Annotated in this window: 12 protein-coding genes and 1 tRNA gene; 5 read left to right on the forward strand and 8 right to left on the reverse strand. The window is 66.9% G+C overall.

Annotated elements, in window-relative coordinates; translation table 11 throughout:
- Nucleotides 1-35: 35 nt before the first annotated feature.
- From NCW75_12570 to NCW75_12590, 5 genes are all read right to left on the reverse strand, one after another.
- Complete coding sequence (locus NCW75_12570) at nt 36-872, reverse strand: class I SAM-dependent methyltransferase (GenBank protein ID UYV12124.1); 837 nt, start codon at nt 870-872, stop codon at nt 36-38.
- A gap of 147 nt (nt 873-1019) precedes the next feature.
- A tRNA-Pro gene (locus NCW75_12575) sits at nt 1020-1093 on the reverse strand.
- Between the two features lie 65 nt (nt 1094-1158).
- The gene (locus NCW75_12580) at nt 1159-1905 is read right to left on the reverse strand and encodes a type II secretion system GspH family protein (GenBank protein UYV12125.1); all 747 of its coding nucleotides are present in this window, start codon (nt 1903-1905) and stop codon (nt 1159-1161) included.
- 235 nt (nt 1906-2140) lie between these two features.
- On the reverse strand, nt 2141-6226 hold the full coding sequence (gene secA / locus NCW75_12585; protein ID UYV12126.1) for a preprotein translocase subunit SecA: 4086 nt from the start codon (nt 6224-6226) through the stop codon (nt 2141-2143).
- A 152-nt stretch (nt 6227-6378) separates the two neighbouring features.
- Nucleotides 6379-6732 carry a hypothetical protein gene (locus NCW75_12590; protein ID UYV12127.1) on the reverse strand — a complete coding sequence of 118 codons (354 nt, stop codon included), beginning with the start codon at nt 6730-6732 and terminating at the stop codon, nt 6379-6381.
- 227 nt (nt 6733-6959) lie between these two features.
- Here NCW75_12590 and NCW75_12595 point away from each other — a divergent pair, with 227 nt between their 5' ends.
- Nucleotides 6960-7331, forward strand: a complete 372-nt coding sequence (locus NCW75_12595) for a hypothetical protein (GenBank protein UYV12128.1) — start codon at nt 6960-6962, stop codon at nt 7329-7331.
- Nucleotides 7332-7393: 62 nt separating this feature from the next.
- Here the strand turns inward: NCW75_12595 and NCW75_12600 are convergent, their stop codons facing one another.
- Nucleotides 7394-8368, reverse strand: a complete 975-nt coding sequence (locus tag NCW75_12600) for a D-glycerate dehydrogenase (protein UYV12129.1) — start codon at nt 8366-8368, stop codon at nt 7394-7396.
- A 13-nt stretch (nt 8369-8381) separates the two neighbouring features.
- The gene (locus tag NCW75_12605) at nt 8382-9602 is read right to left on the reverse strand and encodes a hypothetical protein (GenBank protein UYV12130.1); all 1221 of its coding nucleotides are present in this window, start codon (nt 9600-9602) and stop codon (nt 8382-8384) included.
- A 324-nt stretch (nt 9603-9926) separates the two neighbouring features.
- On the opposite strand from NCW75_12605, the gene NCW75_12610 reads away from it, so the two are divergent.
- Both NCW75_12610 and NCW75_12615 read left to right on the forward strand, forming a co-directional pair.
- Nucleotides 9927-10421, forward strand: a complete 495-nt coding sequence (locus tag NCW75_12610) for an HU family DNA-binding protein (GenBank protein ID UYV12131.1) — start codon at nt 9927-9929, stop codon at nt 10419-10421.
- Nucleotides 10422-10471: 50 nt separating this feature from the next.
- Entirely contained in the window at nt 10472-11377 is a 906-nt protein-coding gene (locus tag NCW75_12615; GenBank protein ID UYV12132.1) for a pseudouridine-5'-phosphate glycosidase, read from the forward strand.
- Here the strand turns inward: NCW75_12615 and NCW75_12620 are convergent.
- A complete protein-coding gene (locus tag NCW75_12620; GenBank protein UYV12133.1) occupies nt 11374-12630 on the reverse strand; it encodes a pyridoxal phosphate-dependent aminotransferase in 1257 nt (418 codons plus the stop codon). The genes NCW75_12615 and NCW75_12620 overlap by 4 nt on opposite strands.
- Before the next feature lie 121 nt (nt 12631-12751).
- On the opposite strand from NCW75_12620, the gene NCW75_12625 reads away from it, so the two are divergent.
- Together NCW75_12625 and NCW75_12630 are read left to right on the forward strand one after the other, a co-directional pair.
- On the forward strand, nt 12752-13309 hold the full coding sequence (locus NCW75_12625; GenBank protein ID UYV12134.1) for an HAD hydrolase family protein: 558 nt from the start codon (nt 12752-12754) through the stop codon (nt 13307-13309).
- Nucleotides 13310-13325: 16 nt separating this feature from the next.
- Nucleotides 13326-16421 carry a hypothetical protein gene (locus NCW75_12630; GenBank protein ID UYV12135.1) on the forward strand — a complete coding sequence of 1032 codons (3096 nt, stop codon included), beginning with the start codon at nt 13326-13328 and terminating at the stop codon, nt 16419-16421.
- Nucleotides 16422-16424: the final 3 nt, after the last annotated feature.

The raw sequence follows: 16424 nt of genomic DNA on the forward strand, positions 1-16424 counted from the left end.
GCCCATGAACAGTGAATCTCGCCCTAGCTCTGGTCTCAGACTGAGCCTACGGCAAGTTCTGATTTCCTCCCAACGCACACGAAGTGCGCGCTTGCTCCCATGAGAGAAGGTTCAGACTCTATGCGCCCGAGCAACTCAAAGAACCGCTCTCGGCCCTGATCCGAGCAATCGGACAGCGACAGACCGGTTAGCCAGGCTGGTCCTTCAACCGCGAGCAAATTGCAGCCCCTGAACCCGACTTCGGCTACCTCGTCGAGAAATTCGTCAGGCGTATGGAAGTACGCAGTGGTAAAGAACCCGGGGTGCCGAGCCCGGTTTTGATGTCGACCGCTCCGAAGATCTTCATTGACGATCGCCGTGAAGTCCGGATTATCGAGTAATCCTCGCACGATCCCATCGAGAGCCGATGCGAATCGAGATATCGCTGCGGCTATCACCACACCTCCAGGCTTCAATACGCGTAGTGCCTCGGACAAACAGGCGATCCGATCGGCACGCTCGTGCAAGTGGTAGAGCGGCCCCAAGAGAAGCACGACATCGACCGTTTCACTTGATCGAGGCAATGAACGACAGTCACCCACCTCAATGGATGCCAGAGCGACTGATTTGTTGTTGCTCCGGGCCCCGGCCTGCTCAATGTGCAGTGGAACAACGTCCATGAGATGGACCTCGTGGCCCATCGATGACAACCAGAATGCATACTCGCCCGGTCCGCCACCGATGTCGTACACACAACACCTCTCCATCGGGAGAGTTCGCTCGATGATCGACTTTGTACGCTCAAACTCGATTCCACCACGCCCGGACAGGCGATCGGCTTCGATGCCCTCAGCATAATGCGCAAGAATGTCCTCGTCGGGGGTTGTATCCATGTGGACTGGCACCGACAAAGAGGGCGGCAGACTCGTTGAGATGGTAGCGTGATCATCCCGCAGCGCAGAAGCGGAGTGGGGGATGGGGTTGAACCAGTTCTAAACACTGGAAGCTTCGACACTTACCGAAGCTTTTGCAAAATTGAATCGGGGTGAGAGGATTCGAACCTCCGACCTTCTCGTCCCGAACGAGACGCGCTACCAAGCTGCGCTACACCCCGGAAGGCCGTCATGGTACGCCGCCGCCACACGCGGGGCGAATCGGCACCCGCCGGCCCGAGAGCGGTCAGTTCTGGATCTGCGGCTGCACCGTATAGATGTTGTCCTCGACCGTCGAGGGATCGCCATCGGGGCCCGCCGAGTAGAAGTACGGCCGCCCGTTGGAACTCAGGCCCCCGTCGGCGTCCATCATGGCCGGATCCCGGCGGACCTCACGCGGGTAGTACTCGCCGGCCGGTGCGGGGCCGAGGAAGTCCGTGGCATCGAGTCGCTCCGCGGTCCGGCGGACCCCGTGGAAAGCCGGGTGGACGAACCGAATGGGGTTCCCCCACGCGTCGAGCACGGTCATCAGTTCCGGTTCGCTCTCACCGGGCGCGTCCGTGAGCGTGGCGGCATCGGTGTACGCGAACAGGCGATAGTTCTTCGCGTCGAGCCCTTCCAATAGATTTGACACGCCCGACACCCGGCTCGCCTCGGCGAGGAACAGGCCAACGCTGTTGATCGGCCGGTCATTGTCCGCATCCCACGCATCGGCCAGCGGCATGTACACGATCGTGCCGCTCGGATTGCCCTCGTCCTGCCTCGGATCGATGATCGACGATGGCGGCACCTTCCGGTCGGTGGCCTGCAAGTAGCTGTTCATCGCGTTGTCCAGCACCTTGATCAGGTCGCGAGTCTGGCTGGCCTTGCCACCTTCCACCACGCGGGCCCCCACCGCCAGCCCCAGCGCGATCAGCACCGAGACGATCAGGATCACCACCAGCAGTTCGATGAGCGTGAAGCCTCGTTGCCACGCCGCCGTTCGTGTTCGCATGTTCACCATCGCCGATCCCCTCCCGCGTCTTGGATTTGTGCCGGGACCCACGGGCCCATCACCCGCCCCGGCTGCCGATGCCCCGATCCGAAAACCCGATCGGAACCCCGGATCGATACCCATGGTACAGCCACCGGACGCTCCGGTGGCTCTCGGGGAGGGAGGCCGAGCCACGAACCCATCCGCAGCCAATGGCACGGGGGTTCGATTTCCCGAACAAACTTATACCGGCGGCCTACATCATGCCCGACCCAGGGATCGAACCGCCCCCAGGAGGGCGCCCCCCCGCTGCGGGGCCAGCCGGTGTCGGTCGAGCGCCGCCGGGACCACCCGGTCCGCCCTGGCCGCCGCCCCGCCGGCCGCCGACCATCGGCCCGAGCCCGCTGCGGCTCAGGGCCTGCTCGGGGCCAACCTGGATCTTGAAGATGTAGTCGGTCACGCGTGTCCGCACGGCCTGCTGCATCTCGCCGAACAGCGTCGCACCCTCGCTCTTGTACGCGATGCGCGGGTCTTGCTGGCTGAACGCGCGGAAGCTGATGCCGTCGCGCAACTGGTCCATCTGGTACAGGTGGTCGCGCCACTGGTTGTCGAGCGCTTCGAGGAGCACCATGCGCTCCAGGTGCAGCATCTCGGCCCGCAGCAGTTCCTCGATGCGGCCGCTCACCACACCCTCACGCTGCTCGCCGCGCATGCCCTTCATCCAGTCGGGCACACCCGTCCGCAGGCTGAAGCGTTGCTTCAGGTGCGCGTCGAGCGTCTCGTCGGTCGGGCACGCCAACGCGTCCTTGATCTCCTTATCAAGCCGACCCGATTCCACGAACTCCCGAGACGCTTCTTCGACCTGCTTCTGTAGCGCCGCGGGATTCGTCTTGCGGAGCTGCTCCTCGGTGAGCCCGAGCTGGTAGCGCCGATTGGCCCACTCGGCGAGCTGCCCGAGCGCATCGCCCGGGCTGGTGCGCATCAGGTTCCGCGTCACGTTCATCGCAAACTCGGCCGGGTACTTCACCTCGAGGTCGTTGTATACCTCGCGGGCCTTCTGCTTGATGAGCTCGCCCGCCGAGTTCTCCTCGGCCGTCTCGGCATCAACCAGTTCCTGCACACCGACCTCGATGCCGAAACGCTTCTTGGCCCAGTCGGCAAGCTCCACGGCGCCGTAGTGCGCCTCGGTGAACCGCGCCAGGCCCGCAAGGTCGGCCTGGTCAATCTTCTCGTGCGCCCGCACGACCAGCGTGTCCATCACGTGCCGCCGTTCGGATGCCCCGCCCTCGCGCAGGTCCGCCGCGTGCAGTTCGACATCGAAGCGGCTCTTGGCCCAGTTGATGAGGCCGGCCGAATCGAAGTCGACGCTGACCTCCGAGCCCTCCATGGGCATGTACTCGCCCAGGGTCAGGTCGATCATCTGCCGCGCGTCCTCCTTGGCCTCGCGCCGGATGATGGTGTCCATCTCCTCCTGATCCTTGCCACGCAGCCGATCGCTCAACACCGAGCAATCGAGCTGCTGCTTGGCATACTCCGCAGCGCACTGCGCCGGGTAATCGGTGTCGAGGTACTGCTCGCAGGCCTCATCAACCACCACATCGATGTAATTCAGCACCAAGCCCTTCACGTCGCGGCCCTCGAGCACGCGCTGGCGCAACCCGTAGAAGTACTGCCGCTGGTGCTCCATCACCTCGTCGTACTCAAGGATGTTTTTGCGTGTCTGGAAGTTGCGTTCCTCGACCTTACGCTGGGCTCGCTCGAAGCTCTTGCTCAGCCACGGGTGCTCGATGGCGTCGCCCTCCTTCATGCCGCCCACCTTCGACAGGAAGTTCTGCATCGCCGCGCCCGCGAACATCTTCATCAGAGGATCTTCAAGACTCACGAAGAACCGCGTCGAGCCGTTATCACCCTGGCGGCCCGAACGACCACGCAACTGGTTGTCGATGCGCCGGCTCTCGTGCCGCTCGGTGCCGATCACGTGCAGGCCGCCCATGTCCTCGATATTGTCAAACCAACGAATCCGATGCAGCAGGAACCGCCCGCACGCGTCGAGCTCGGCCATCAACTCATCGCGTGTTGCCGCCTCCACCTGCTTGTCAGTCAAGTACGTGTGGTGCTCCGCCCACCGCTTGAGCAACGCGAATTCGACGTCCTCGAACGGCATCTGCTCGATGTCGCGCTTGCTCAGCCCGGCTTCCTTCAATTCCGTCTGCGCGATCTTTCGGAACACATTCTCGCGCAGCTCGTCTTCGGTGGCCTGCGGCGTCAGCTCTCGCGACGCGATGCTCCGGCGCAGCCAGTGATCGATCAACTGCTCGCGGCTGCACTTGCCCAGCTTGATGTCCGTGCCGCGACCGGCCATGTTCGTGGCGATCATCACCGCCCCGATCTGGCCCGCGTTCACCACGATGTGCGCCTCGCGCTCGTGCTGCTTGGCATTCAGCACCTCGTGCTTCACGCCGTGCTTGCGCTGGAGCATCTTGCCGAGGAACTCGCTCCGCTCCACACTCGTCGTGCCAACCAAAATCGGTCGCCCAACGTCGTGGAACGCCTTGATCTCGTCGACGATCGCCTCCCACTTGTCCTTCTCGCGAAGGAACATCAGGTCGTCGTAGTCGTTGCGCGTGATCTCGCGGTTGGTAGGGATGCTCACGACGTCGAGGCTGTAGATGTCGTTGAACTCTTGCGCCTCGGTGTCGGCCGTACCCGTCATGCCCGCCAGACGCTCGTACATCTTGAAGAAGTTCTGGATCGTCACCGTCGCGACCGTCTGGGTCTCCTGCTTGACGGGCACCTTCTCCTTCGCCTCTACCGCCTGGTGCAACCCATCGCTCCACTGGCGGCCGATCATCGGGCGGCCCGTGAACGTATCCACGATCACGATGCTCGGCTCGCTCTGGCCCGTTTGCGGGCTGGGCGTGTTCATGATCACGTAATCGCGGTCGATCTCGTACACCACGTGCGCCCGCAGCGCCTGCTCCATCAGGTGGGGCAGGTCCATGTTCTCGTCGACATAGAAGGAGCCCACGCCCGCCTTGCGCTGCGCCTCGGCGATGCCGTCGTGCGTCAGGTACGCCTGCTTGCGCTCGATCTTGATCTCGTAATACTGCGTGTGCCGATCGCGCTGCTCTTCCATCGCGGGCAGGCCCTTGCGCAGTTCGGCAAGCTCGGCCTGCATCCTCTTGGCCTCGTCCTTGTCACGAGCCGTCCGCACGTCGCCCTCGAGCGCCTTGATCCGGTTGACCGCCTCCTGCACCTGCTCGTCGGCCTGCGTCCAGGGCTTGTTGAGCTCGACCAGATGCCGTGCCAACTCGTCGGCCTGCTCGTACCGCGGGCGGTCTTCGTGCGCGGGGCCACTGATAATCAGCGGCGTCCGAGCCTCGTCGATCAGCGTCGAGTCCACCTCGTCGACCACCGCGAACTCACGCCGGCGCTGCACCTGCTCGGCCACCGACCGCTTCATGTTGTCACGCAGGTAGTCGAACCCGAACTCGCTGGTCGTGCCATACACCACGTCGCAGCGGTACATCTGCCGCTTGATCTCCTCGGGCTGCATGTGCTGGGGGTGGATGGCCCCCACCGTCATGCCAAGGGCGTGGAAGAACGGGAACGTCCAGTCGCGATCGCGCTGCACCAGGTAGTCGTTCACCGTCACAACGTGGATCTTGAGACCCTCGACCGCCGCCAGGCACGTGGCCAGCGGCGCGACGATCGTCTTGCCCTCGCCCGTCTTCATCTCGGCGATCTTGCCCTGGCTCAGCACCATCGCGCCGAGCAACTGCACGTCGAACGGCCTCGCCCGGAACGGCGGGCGGCTCTCGGGAATCAGCTCTCGCACCGCCGCGTAGAACGCCGGCGGGATCTCCACCCGCATCCATCCGGGGATCGGCTCGGCCGAACCCAGAAACTCTTCCTTCTCGTCGGGCACAGCGCCCTGGGGCGGCTCGCCCATGAAGGTCTTGGGGATTAGCACGGGCAGTTCGGCCGCCTGCTTCATCAGGTCGGCGTGCAGCGTCCGCATGTCCTCGGACAGCTTGCTCGCGTCGAACTCGTGCTCGGGGTTCAGCGTGTTGCGGATGCCCACCGACCGGTCCATCGCCTCGCGCGCCACGGCGAACACGTCGGGCAGCACCGCCTCGGCCTTCTCGCCGTCGGTGATGCGTTTGCGGAACGAGCCAAACTTCTTGCGCAGCTCCGTGTCGGTCAGCGCGCCCATCTCGTCGCTCAGCGCGTTGATCTGGTCGACCTTGCTGGTGTACTTCTTGACGAACCGCTCGTTGCGCGTGCCGATGATCTTGTTCAGCACGGGCCCGATGACGGGGATGCCCTGGTTGCCTGCCATGATGATGCCTCACGATGCCGCGCCACCGGCCGTGCCAGAAGAACGCACGCCGCGACGCCCCGATGGGGTGTTGCCTTGGATGTGTACGAAGTCGGGCGAGAGGTGCCGCCCGCGCAAGCCGCCCGAGAGCGCCCACGCCGGCCCGAGACCATTCACGCCACAGCGGGCGGAGGCAGGTCCATCAACTCGTGCAGCCCGAAGGCCGCCGGCAACGCCCAGCCGACCTGGCCGGGTTCCGAGACAAAATCGGCAGACGGCACCGGCGCCACGCACCGGCCTTCGTCGGGCACCGCCGCGCACGCCAGCAGGCCCTCGACCATCCGGCCTAGCCCGACCACGCTCGTGCGCGCCTGCGGCCGGCCCTCGATCGCCTCGCGGACGCCCTGCGAGGACACCCGCATGGCCGCATCGGCCGACGCGAGCACAACCAGCAACGCCGCCAACGCCGCGAGCGAAGCCGCCCGGCTATTGGCATTTGTTCGTATTGTGTTCGCAGTTTGCGTCATGTGTATACCAGCATCATCATCGATCGGCCTTCCGGCATTCCCGCCAGATCTCACACGGGCCGGCAGCATCATAAGCGACAACCACCGCCATGAGTATCGGCCCGCCGCGGCCCCCAAACAACCCCATAGCCGCTTCTGATACTCAACATCGAGAGGCCGGGGGGCCAACAGCCGATATCCTTCCCACCGCACGCGGCACCGGAGGCCCCCCAACGATGCAATCGACCATGACCGATACGCCCACCAAGCACGACCGCCGGATGCTGCCCAACACCCGAAACGCCGTCACACACAAGTTCTCCGTCGGTGGGCACGAGGGCTACCTCACCATCGGCCTCTACGACGACGGCTCGCCCGGCGAGGTCTTTATCAAGATGGCCAAAGAAGGCTCGACCATCAAGGGCATGGTCCAAGCCTACTGCCGCGCCCTCAGCCTCGCGCTCCAATATGGATTACCCGTCGAAGAAGCCGTCACCCGCTTCAAGGGCATGCGCTTCGAGCCCATGGGCCACACGTCCAACCCCGAGATCCCTGAGGCAACAAGCCTGGTCGACTACGTGGCGCGATACCTCGACATCCACTACGCCAGCAACCGCTGAGCAAGCGCCCGATCCCAAACGAGGCCCGGGCGCAAGTCCGGGCTTTCTTCGCTCCCAACAAACTAGCCCACCCGATTCGCCGGCTCGTGCCCCTCCAAAATCGCCCGCACATTCCCCGCCACCATCGCCGTCATCATCTCCCGGTACCGCCGCTCGCCGCTGCCGATGTGCGGCGTCAGCACCGCGTTCTTCGCCGCGATGAGCCCCGGGTGTACCACCGGCTCGCGCTCGAACACGTCCAGCCCCGCGCCCCAGATCGTGCCGTTCTCCAAAGCCTCCGCCAACGCCGCCTCGTCGATTACCGGCCCGCGCGCGGTGTTGACCAGGATCGCGCTCGCCTTCATCAGCCCCAACCGCCGCTTGTCGATCAGGTGCCGCGTGGCGTCGGTCAGCGGCGTGTGCACACTCACCACGTCGGCCCGAGCCAGCCCCTCGTCAAGCTCCACCCGCTCGGCCGCCAGCGGTGCCAACTCAAAATCCCAATGCCGGCTCCGCGCCACGTACAGCACGCGCATGCCCCAGCCGATACTCCGCAGCGCCACCGCCCGGCCGATCCGCCCCGCCCCCACGATCAGCAGCGTGCGACCCGTGAGGTCGGCCCCCAGAAAATCGCTCATCCCAAGCGGGCCGTTCGCCGGATACGCCTCGCTCCGCGCATACGCGTCGCCCTCCACCACCCGCCGTGCCACAGCCAGCAGCAGGGCCCACGCCAGGTCGGCCGTGCCCTCGGTCACCGCGTTGGGCGTGTTGGTGACGACCACGCCCGCCTCCTTGCAGGCGTCCAAATCGATGTTGTCCGTCCCCACGGCGTACTGGCACACGCCTCGCAGCGAGCCACCAGCCGCCGCGATCGTCTCCGCATCCACCTTATCGGTAAACATGCTCACCAGCACCCGGGTCCCCGGCAGCGCGTCGAGCACGGTCTGCCGCTCGGGCAACGCCTCCCCCAGCACGCGCACGCCCGCGCCACCCACGTCGAACGCCCCGGGCATCGCCCGCGTCACCACCACATCAGTCCCGTTGCCATTGCTCGCCATGCCCCAGCCTATCTCACCCCTGCGGCACCCGCCCGAAGGCGATCTTCTCGTCCATCTGGTGGCTGCACCCGTGCATCGACCCGAAGTACAGCGACCCCGGCCCCCACCGCCGCACGGCCGAGTCCATCACGCGGGAAAGCCCGGTGTTCTTCGGCTCCTGCCCGAACAGCATCCCCGCCGTCTGGCTGGCCAGCACCAGCCCGCCCACCGTTGCCGCCACCTGCTGCGCCCGGCCGTCGCGCACCGTTCGGCGTTCCCACAAGTCATACAGGCACTCGAGCAACGCGGGCGTGTCCTGCACCTGGGGCAGCGTGGCCGAGGCCGAAAACCGCCCGCCATCGACGTACCGCACCTGGATGGCAAGCTCAGAGGCCAGGTACCCCTCCTGCCGCAGCCTCTTGCCAAGCCGCGTCACGAGCCTCGCGAGCATCTGCCGCGCCCCCTCGTCGCTGCGATACTTGGGCTCCAGCACGTTCGCGTGGCTCATCGAGTGCCGCCGCGTCGCCGCCTCCGGCTCGTCCACACCATGCAACCCGTCCCAGTATCGAGCCCCAACGACCGACCCCCAGATCCGCACCGCGTCCTGCCGGCTGATGGCCCACAAGTCCCCCACCGTGCGCACGCCGTTTCGTTCCAGCTTCGCACCCATGCCCCCGGCGATGCCCGTCAGTTCGCGCACGCCAAGATGGCCGAGGCGATCGAGCACCTCCTCGGCCGGCAACGCCAGCAGCCCATCGGGCTTGTCCAGGTCGCTGGCCACCTTCGCCAGCAGGCGCGTCGACGCGATGCCCACCGAGCAGCCCAGCGCCTCACTGAAGGCTTCGCGAATCCCCTCCTTAATGGCCCCACCAACCCCCCGAGCATGGTCCCAGTCCCGCTCACGCCCGCGCAGCCGGATGGCCCACTCATCGATCGAGTAGGCCTTCTCGATGGGCAAGTACCGATCAATCTCCGCCGCCACCGCGTTGTGCAATTCCACATATGTCGCCGGCCGCGCCTGGACGAGTTCGATGCCCGGGCAGAGTTCTCGCGCCTCGGGCACACGCGTGCCGACCTTCACCCCAAGCCGCTTGGCATCATGGCTGGCCGCGATCACGCAGCTCGACTCGCTCGAAACCGGCACCACCCCCACCGGCCGCCCGCGCAATTCGGGCCTCAGGTGCTGCTCGGCCGAGGCAAAGAAGCAATCCATGTCCACGAAGAGCCAGTTCGGCTGTGTGGCGGCACCGACCATATCCAAACATTATCCTATCATGCCGCTCTCGTCAAGCCCAACCTCTCCAACCGACAGCGCAAACATGCGCGTCGATTCGTTCGCGCGCACACCTGCGGTAACGCAGCAAAGACCGCGATCTCGTTGGATCCGAGCACCCGTTGGGCCTGTTTTTCAAGGGTTTTGAGCCCCCCGGAAACAAAAACACCCCAAAAAACACTGTTTTTTTAGGCTCAAAGCCCCGTAAGCCGAACAACTGTCGGCGAGCGGATGCGTACAGAGACTTGCCTGGAGTATGGGCAAACCGCCCGGCACGAACGCCGGAACCCTCGCACGGAGTGCAACATGGCCAAGAAAACGACGACTCGTTCACGCAAGAAGACCACCAAGAAGACCGTCCGCCGCGCGAAGACCACCGCCAGCAGCCGCAAGGCGCCGGCCCGCAAGACCACCCGCAAGACAACGCGCAAGGCACCCGCCCGCCGCGCCGGCACGGCCACCAAGTCCACCGGCACCAAGATCACCGGCGCCCGCGGCAAGCCCCGCACCAAGAGCGAGGTCCAGGCCCTCATCGCCGAGCACGTGGGCATCTCCAAGAAGGAGGTCGCCCAGGTCTTCGACACCATGAGCACCATGATCGCCGCCGACCTCAAGAAGGGCAGCGTGGGCACGTTCAACGTGCCGGGCATGATGAAGGTCACCGTCCAGCGCAAGCCCGCCACCAAGGCGCGCAAGGGCATCAACCCATTCACCAAGGAGCCCACCGTCTTCAAGGCCAAGCCCGCCCGCAACGTGGTCAAGGTCCGCCCGCTCAAGGCCCTGAAGGACATGGTTGCCTAAGAGGGTTGCCTAAGACCGGTCGACAAGACGCCCGGCGCATAGCCTGAGCTATGCCCGACCACCAGCACGCCCCGACGCCTCGCACCCTTACCGTGCGGCGCGTTGCCGGGCGTGCGGCCGTTGCGCTCGAGACAACCCTGCTGGCCCACGGCCTGCCCGCGGGCCAGGGCCTGCCACTGTCCCAAGAACTCGACGACATCATCGAGGGCCACAGGGCCCGCCCGGCCACCATCGGCGTGCTCGACGGCGTGCCGATCGTCGGCATGACCAAGGACGAGCTGGCCGGCTTCCTCTCGCGCCCACGCATCGAGAAGGCCAACACCGCCAACCTCGGCCCGCTGATCCACCAGCGCGCCACCGCCGCCACCACGGTCAGCGCCACCGTGCAACTGGCCGCCGGCGCCGGTGTACGCGTGATGGCCACCGGCGGGCTGGGCGGCGTGCACCACAACATGGACCAGCGCCTGGACATCAGCGCCGACCTCACCGCCCTCACGCAATACCCCGTCGCCGTGGTCTCCAGCGGCGTCAAGGCCATCCTCGACGTCGGCTCCACGCGAGAGCTGCTCGAGACCCTCGGCATCCCCGTCATCGGCTACAACACCGACACCTTCCCCGCCTTCTACCTCACCGATAGCGAGTCGGGCGTCGATGCCACCTTCGACAACCCCCGCGACATCGCCGCCTTCGCGCGTCGCCACCTGGCACAAACTGGCAGAGGCGTGCTCGTCGTCCAACCCGTGCCCGCCAAGCACGCCATCGAGCCCCACCAGTGGCACGACTGGCTCGAACAAGCCCAGCACGCGACCCCAGCCATGCAGGGCCGCGCCGCCACGCCGGCTATTCTCGATACGCTGCACCGGATATCCGAGGGCAAGACGCTGGCCGCCAACCTCGCCCTGGTGCGCGCCAATGCGGGCCTGGCAGCCCAGATCGCCGTGGAAATCGCCCGCTAGCGCAGGCCCTGCACGAACACATCCAGCCGCTCGATGCCCTTGCGGATATCGCTCTCGGAACACGCGTAGCTGATGCGCACGTGCTCATCGCCGCGCCCGCCGAAGGCACCGCCGGGCACCATCGCCACGCCATGCTCCTCGAGCAGCGCCTCGCAGAAGCTCAAAGAGTCCTGCACTGCCGCGCCGCCCGCGCTGGTCTTGCCATAGCTCTCGGCCACGCGCGGGAAGGCGTACATCGCCCCCTGCGGCCTGGCTGTTTCAATACCATTGACACCATCGAGCAACTCCATCACCAGGTCGCGCCGCGTCTCGAACGTGCTGCGGAATCGCTCGATGTCGTCGGCCGACTCGTCGAAGGCGGTCGAGATGGCCGGATACAGGAACGACGTGATGTTGGTGATGGTCTGCGCCTGGATGCGCGCCATCGCGGGGATCAGTTCATCGGCCAGCGTGCCGGTCGCCGCCGCATACCCCACGCGCCAGCCCGTCATGGCGTAGCTCTTGCTCAGCGCGTTGATGGTCAGCGTGCGTTCCGCGACCTGGGACATCGCACCGATCGAGACGTGCTCGAGCCCGTCGAACACCATCTTCTCGTAGATCTCGTCGGTCACCACGACCATGTTCGGCGCGGTTGAATCGGCCGCATCGCCCAGCACGGTGGCGATCTCTTCCAGCGCCGCGCGGGAGTACACCGAGCCGCAGGGGTTGCTCGGCGTGTTGATCAGCACCATCCGCGTGCGCGGGGTGATGGCGCTGCGCAGCGCCTCGGGTTGCAACACGAAGCCGTCCTCGGGCTTCAGGTCAACCTCGACCACTTTGCCGCCGCACATCTTGGTGATGGGCTCGTAGCTCACCCACGCGGGCGTGGGGATGACGACCTCCCACGGCTGCCCGTCGGGGCTGGGGTCTCCCAACAGCGCGAAGCAGGCCTGGAAGAACGCCGCCTTGGCACCCGAGACGATCACCACACCCTTGGCGTCCACGGCGAGCCCGTTGTCGGCCTGTAACTTCCTGGCGATGGACTCGCGCGCGGGCTCGGGCCCGGCGGCCGCCTCGTACTTGGTCCTGCCGGCCTTCAACGCATCGATCGCGGCCCGCTTGATGACCTCGGGCGTGTCGAAGTCGGGCTCGCCCGCGCCGAAGCTCACGATGTCCTTGCCCTGGGCCTTCAGCGTCTTGGCCCGCGTGGCCACCGCCACCGTCGCCGACCCCTCCAGGCTGTCCACACGCTCGGCGAGCTTCACCCAGGACATCTCGACCCTCCCAAACACGAATCTGAGCCAAAACCCGGCCCGACGCCGGCCCAACCATACCGTTGCCGGCCAGCCGGAAGCCCCAACCATACGCCAAGCCAACGAAGGACCCACCCGCAGCATGCCTCCACCAACGACCCAACCCAGCGACGACCTGCCCGCCGCCTTTCGCGAGAAGGCCGCCGGCGTCAAGCTGCTGTGCCTGGACGTGGACGGCACCCTGACCGATGGCGGGCTCTACTTGAACGAGGACAACGTCGAAACCCGCCGCTTCTGCGTCCACGACGGGCAGGGCATTACCGCCTGGCACCGGCTGGGCTACACCACCGCCATCGTCACCGCCCGCCCGGCTCGGGCCGTCCGCCGCCGGGCACGGGACCTGGATATCGCCCACCTGTTCGATAGCGTGGCCGACAAGCGGCAGACCATCCTCGAATTGGTCAAGGACCTCGGCCTGACGATCGACGAGGTTGCCTTTGTTGGGGACGACCTTTCCGACCTGCGCGCCATGCACACGGTGGGCTGCCCCATCGCTGTGGGCGACGCCGACCAGGGCATCAAGGACCTCTGCGTGCTCACCACGCGGGCCGAGGGCGGCCGCGGCGCGGTCCGCGAGGCCATCTGGGCCATCCTGCGGGCCCAGGACAAGCTGGACCACGTCATGGCCCTGTACAGCTAGCTCTCTACAGTTAGCCATGCCAAACACCCTCCCCGGCCCGAGCCGGCGCGGCAACGCCCCCAAACGAATCCTCCTGGCCGTCGCCATCGCGGCGGTGGGCGTGGGCGTGCTCGTCTACGTCTTCGCCCAGAACTCGGGCGGCCCCACACCGGGCCCCCAGGGCCAGGGCCTGCCACCGGTCGGCAGCGAAGACGGCCTCCAGTTGGGCGGCGCGGGCGACCAGGTGGCCAGCAACGTCGACATCTCGTTCTTCAGCCGGGACGACCAAGCCCGCCCGCAGGCCCGCATGGTCGCCAAGCAGATGGCGCCCCAGGGCCCTCGCGGCTACATCGCCACCACCCCGCGCATGGCCATCTCCCAGTCCTCGGGCCAGACCGTCCACGTGCAGGCCGATCGGGGCGACCTGGCCATGCCCACCCGCAACCAGCCGCCCGAGCGCGGCACGCTGACCGGCGACGTGCTCATCCGAATTTATGAGATGGGTATTGAGGCCATCGATCCCGCGAACCCGGGCCCCGCGCCCGTGGCCACCTTCGCCACCCCAGCCCTCGACTTCAACGTCGAACTCGGCACCGTCTCGACCCGGGAGACCGTCAAGGGCACCGCCGAGAACCTGGTCTTCGAGGTCGACGGCCTGGACATCCGCGGCAACCAGGTCACCAGCCAGCTCGAACGCCTCGAGAGCCAGCGCGGCGGCACGGCCACCTACACGCCCCCGCCATCGAAGCCGACCCAAGCCGGGCCCCAAGAGCCAGTCCGACCGCGCGGTGATCGTCCCGCCGGCCAGCCACGCACGCCGTCGCCGACACCCACGCAGGTTTCCCCCGACCCCACCCCGGCCGAGCCGGCGGCCGCTCTGACCGACCAGTACTACCACCTCCAGATCCAGGACAACGTGACCATCGTGCGCGGCACTATGACCACCACCGCCGACACGCTCGACGCGTGGGTGCACCTGGTCGACAACAGCCTGCCCGAAGGCGCGATCGCGCCCTTGGGCACGCGGACCGCCAGCGGCCAGCTCGACCTGACCGCGCGCCTGATGACGGCGCTCATGGCCGCCGTCGAGCAAGACCAAGCCACGAACCCCGACGACGCCGGCACATCGGGTGAACCCGGCGAGCCCATCACCCTCACCTGGGACGGCCCGCTCGTGGCGCGCCCGCTGGCCAACCGCCCCCGCGAGCTGGCAACCGACGACCTCGCCTTCCGCCTGAGCGCACCCGAGCGCGGGCTCGTGCAGATCGCCGACGCGGAAATGGGCGCCAAGGGCCACGCGGCCACCATCGACTACTACCCAACCACCCAGCGGGCCATCCTGCTCGGGCCGGCGGCCAATAGCGTGTTCGTCACCGCTCCGGGCGTGGGGGAGGCCCGCGGCATCCGCGTCGAGCTCGACCTGCTCTCCGAAACCGCCGCCCTCATCGGCCCGGGCCAGCTCACCGCGCTGGGCGAAGACCAGCAGGGCCGCATCGCCTGGGCCGAGCGCGCCGATATCGAGTTCCGCCGCGTTGCCGCCACCAACGACCAGAAAGAAAGCCTCACGCTCAAGAGCGCCAACTTCAAGGGCAAGGTCAACGGCGAGGCCCAGGACGCGTACCTCGCGGGCGAGACCGTCGATGCCGAGTTCTTCGATGTCGACGGCAACCGGCCGCTCATCCGGCGGCTCGTGATGGCGCGCGAGCCCAACGAGCCGGCGACGGCCAGCAGCGACCGCACCGGCAGCCTCTCGGGCGACCTGATCGAGGTCGACTTCGAGCTCGGCGAAGCCGAGCAACGCTCGTTGCCAAGCCGCCTGGTCGCCACCGGCAGCGTCGAAGGCCGGGGGCAGGAGGCCACCTTCAACGCCGACAAGCTCGATGCGAAGCTCAGCACCACCCTCGATGGCACGAAGATGCGCACCGAGGTGGACGAGGCCGAACTCACCGGCTCGGTCGACCTGGCCGCCACTGACAGCAACGGCGCGCGCGTGGCCGCCAAGGGCGAGCGCGTGCTCATCCGGCCCAACGAGCAGTACGCGGAGATCGTGGCCGCCGACGGCACCATCGCCACCGCCTCGCGCGCCGGCACCGAGATTGCCGGCCCGCAGATCCGCCTGGACGCACTCAACGGCAAGGCCGAGGTCTTCGGCCCCGGCACGCTAACCCACGAGCTGTACCGCGACGGCCAGACCCGCCCCAGTACGCTTACGTTGGGCTGGGACAACTTTATGCTGTTCAACGATCAAACCGGCAGCGCCGAGGCGGACGGCAACGCGCGCGTGAACCTCACCGATAACCGCAACGAAGAAGACCGCATCGCCGCGGCCAACATCCAGCTCGCGTTCAGCATGCCGGAAGAACCCGACGAAGCCGTGCCGATGGACCCCGACTTCGCCCAGGGGCAGCGCGAGCTGCTATGGGCGCGGGCCGAGGCCGACCCCGCGCCGGGCTCGGTGGTCATCATCGAGTCTCGCCGCTACCTCGGCACGTCGCCCCAAGACCGCACGCTGCAGTCGGCCCTCGTGCTCATGGTGCCCGAGGCCACCCTCGACGGGCCCACGAGCAACATCGAGGCCACCGGCCAGGGCCGGGCGATCATCTTGGAACGCCCCGACGCCACGCCGCTGGATGACGGCGCCACAACCGATCGTGCGCGGGGCTCGTTCACCGACATGGCGCGCGGCGGGTCGGGCGAGGCGCTCGTCGACTGGCTGGGCTCGATGGTCTTCGACCGCATGGCTCAGCAGCTCGTGCTCGAACGCGCCGTGCGCCTGAGCCACCGCACCGACGCCGACTCGCCTCAGCTCGACCTCGACTGCGAGACGCTCACCATCACGCTCGAGGGCCTCGACCGATCACGCTCGGCCACCACCCTGCGCACGGCCCGGGCTGAGGGCGCGGTGTACGCCGCCACCGATGATCGGGAGTTGGTGTGCCGCAGCCTCGACTACGACGCGCGCACGGGCATCGTCATCGCGTCAGGAGACCCGATGGCCCCCGTGGTCGTCTTCGACAAGCGCAGCGCCCAGCCCGCCTCGGCCGCCAGCGTCCGCTGGAACATCAACACCGGCGAGTTCACCATCGTGCGGCCGCTGCCCGCGGGCGGGGCGATCCCGGCGGGTGGGCCCTGAGCC

Origin of the sequence: Phycisphaera sp., assembly GCA_025916675.1 — a bacterium.
In the GTDB taxonomy this organism is placed as follows: Bacteria; Planctomycetota; Phycisphaerae; order Phycisphaerales; family UBA1924; genus JAHCJI01.

What these genes read in the sequence shown, in the direction of transcription:
- NCW75_12570 (UYV12124.1), bottom strand. Translation starts at nt 872, where the DNA reads ATGGATACAACCCCCGACGAGGACATTCTTGCGCATTATGCTGAGGGC.
- NCW75_12580 (UYV12125.1), bottom strand. Translation starts at nt 1,905, where the DNA reads ATGCGAACACGAACGGCGGCGTGGCAACGAGGCTTCACGCTCATCGAA.
- secA (UYV12126.1), bottom strand. Translation starts at nt 6,226, where the DNA reads ATGGCAGGCAACCAGGGCATCCCCGTCATCGGGCCCGTGCTGAACAAG.
- NCW75_12590 (UYV12127.1), bottom strand. Translation starts at nt 6,732, where the DNA reads ATGACGCAAACTGCGAACACAATACGAACAAATGCCAATAGCCGGGCG.
- NCW75_12595 (UYV12128.1), top strand. Translation starts at nt 6,960, where the DNA reads ATGACCGATACGCCCACCAAGCACGACCGCCGGATGCTGCCCAACACC.
- NCW75_12600 (UYV12129.1), bottom strand. Translation starts at nt 8,368, where the DNA reads ATGGCGAGCAATGGCAACGGGACTGATGTGGTGGTGACGCGGGCGATG.
- NCW75_12605 (UYV12130.1), bottom strand. Translation starts at nt 9,602, where the DNA reads ATGGTCGGTGCCGCCACACAGCCGAACTGGCTCTTCGTGGACATGGAT.
- NCW75_12610 (UYV12131.1), top strand. Translation starts at nt 9,927, where the DNA reads ATGGCCAAGAAAACGACGACTCGTTCACGCAAGAAGACCACCAAGAAG.
- NCW75_12615 (UYV12132.1), top strand. Translation starts at nt 10,472, where the DNA reads ATGCCCGACCACCAGCACGCCCCGACGCCTCGCACCCTTACCGTGCGG.
- NCW75_12620 (UYV12133.1), bottom strand. Translation starts at nt 12,630, where the DNA reads ATGTCCTGGGTGAAGCTCGCCGAGCGTGTGGACAGCCTGGAGGGGTCG.
- NCW75_12625 (UYV12134.1), top strand. Translation starts at nt 12,752, where the DNA reads ATGCCTCCACCAACGACCCAACCCAGCGACGACCTGCCCGCCGCCTTT.
- NCW75_12630 (UYV12135.1), top strand. Translation starts at nt 13,326, where the DNA reads ATGCCAAACACCCTCCCCGGCCCGAGCCGGCGCGGCAACGCCCCCAAA.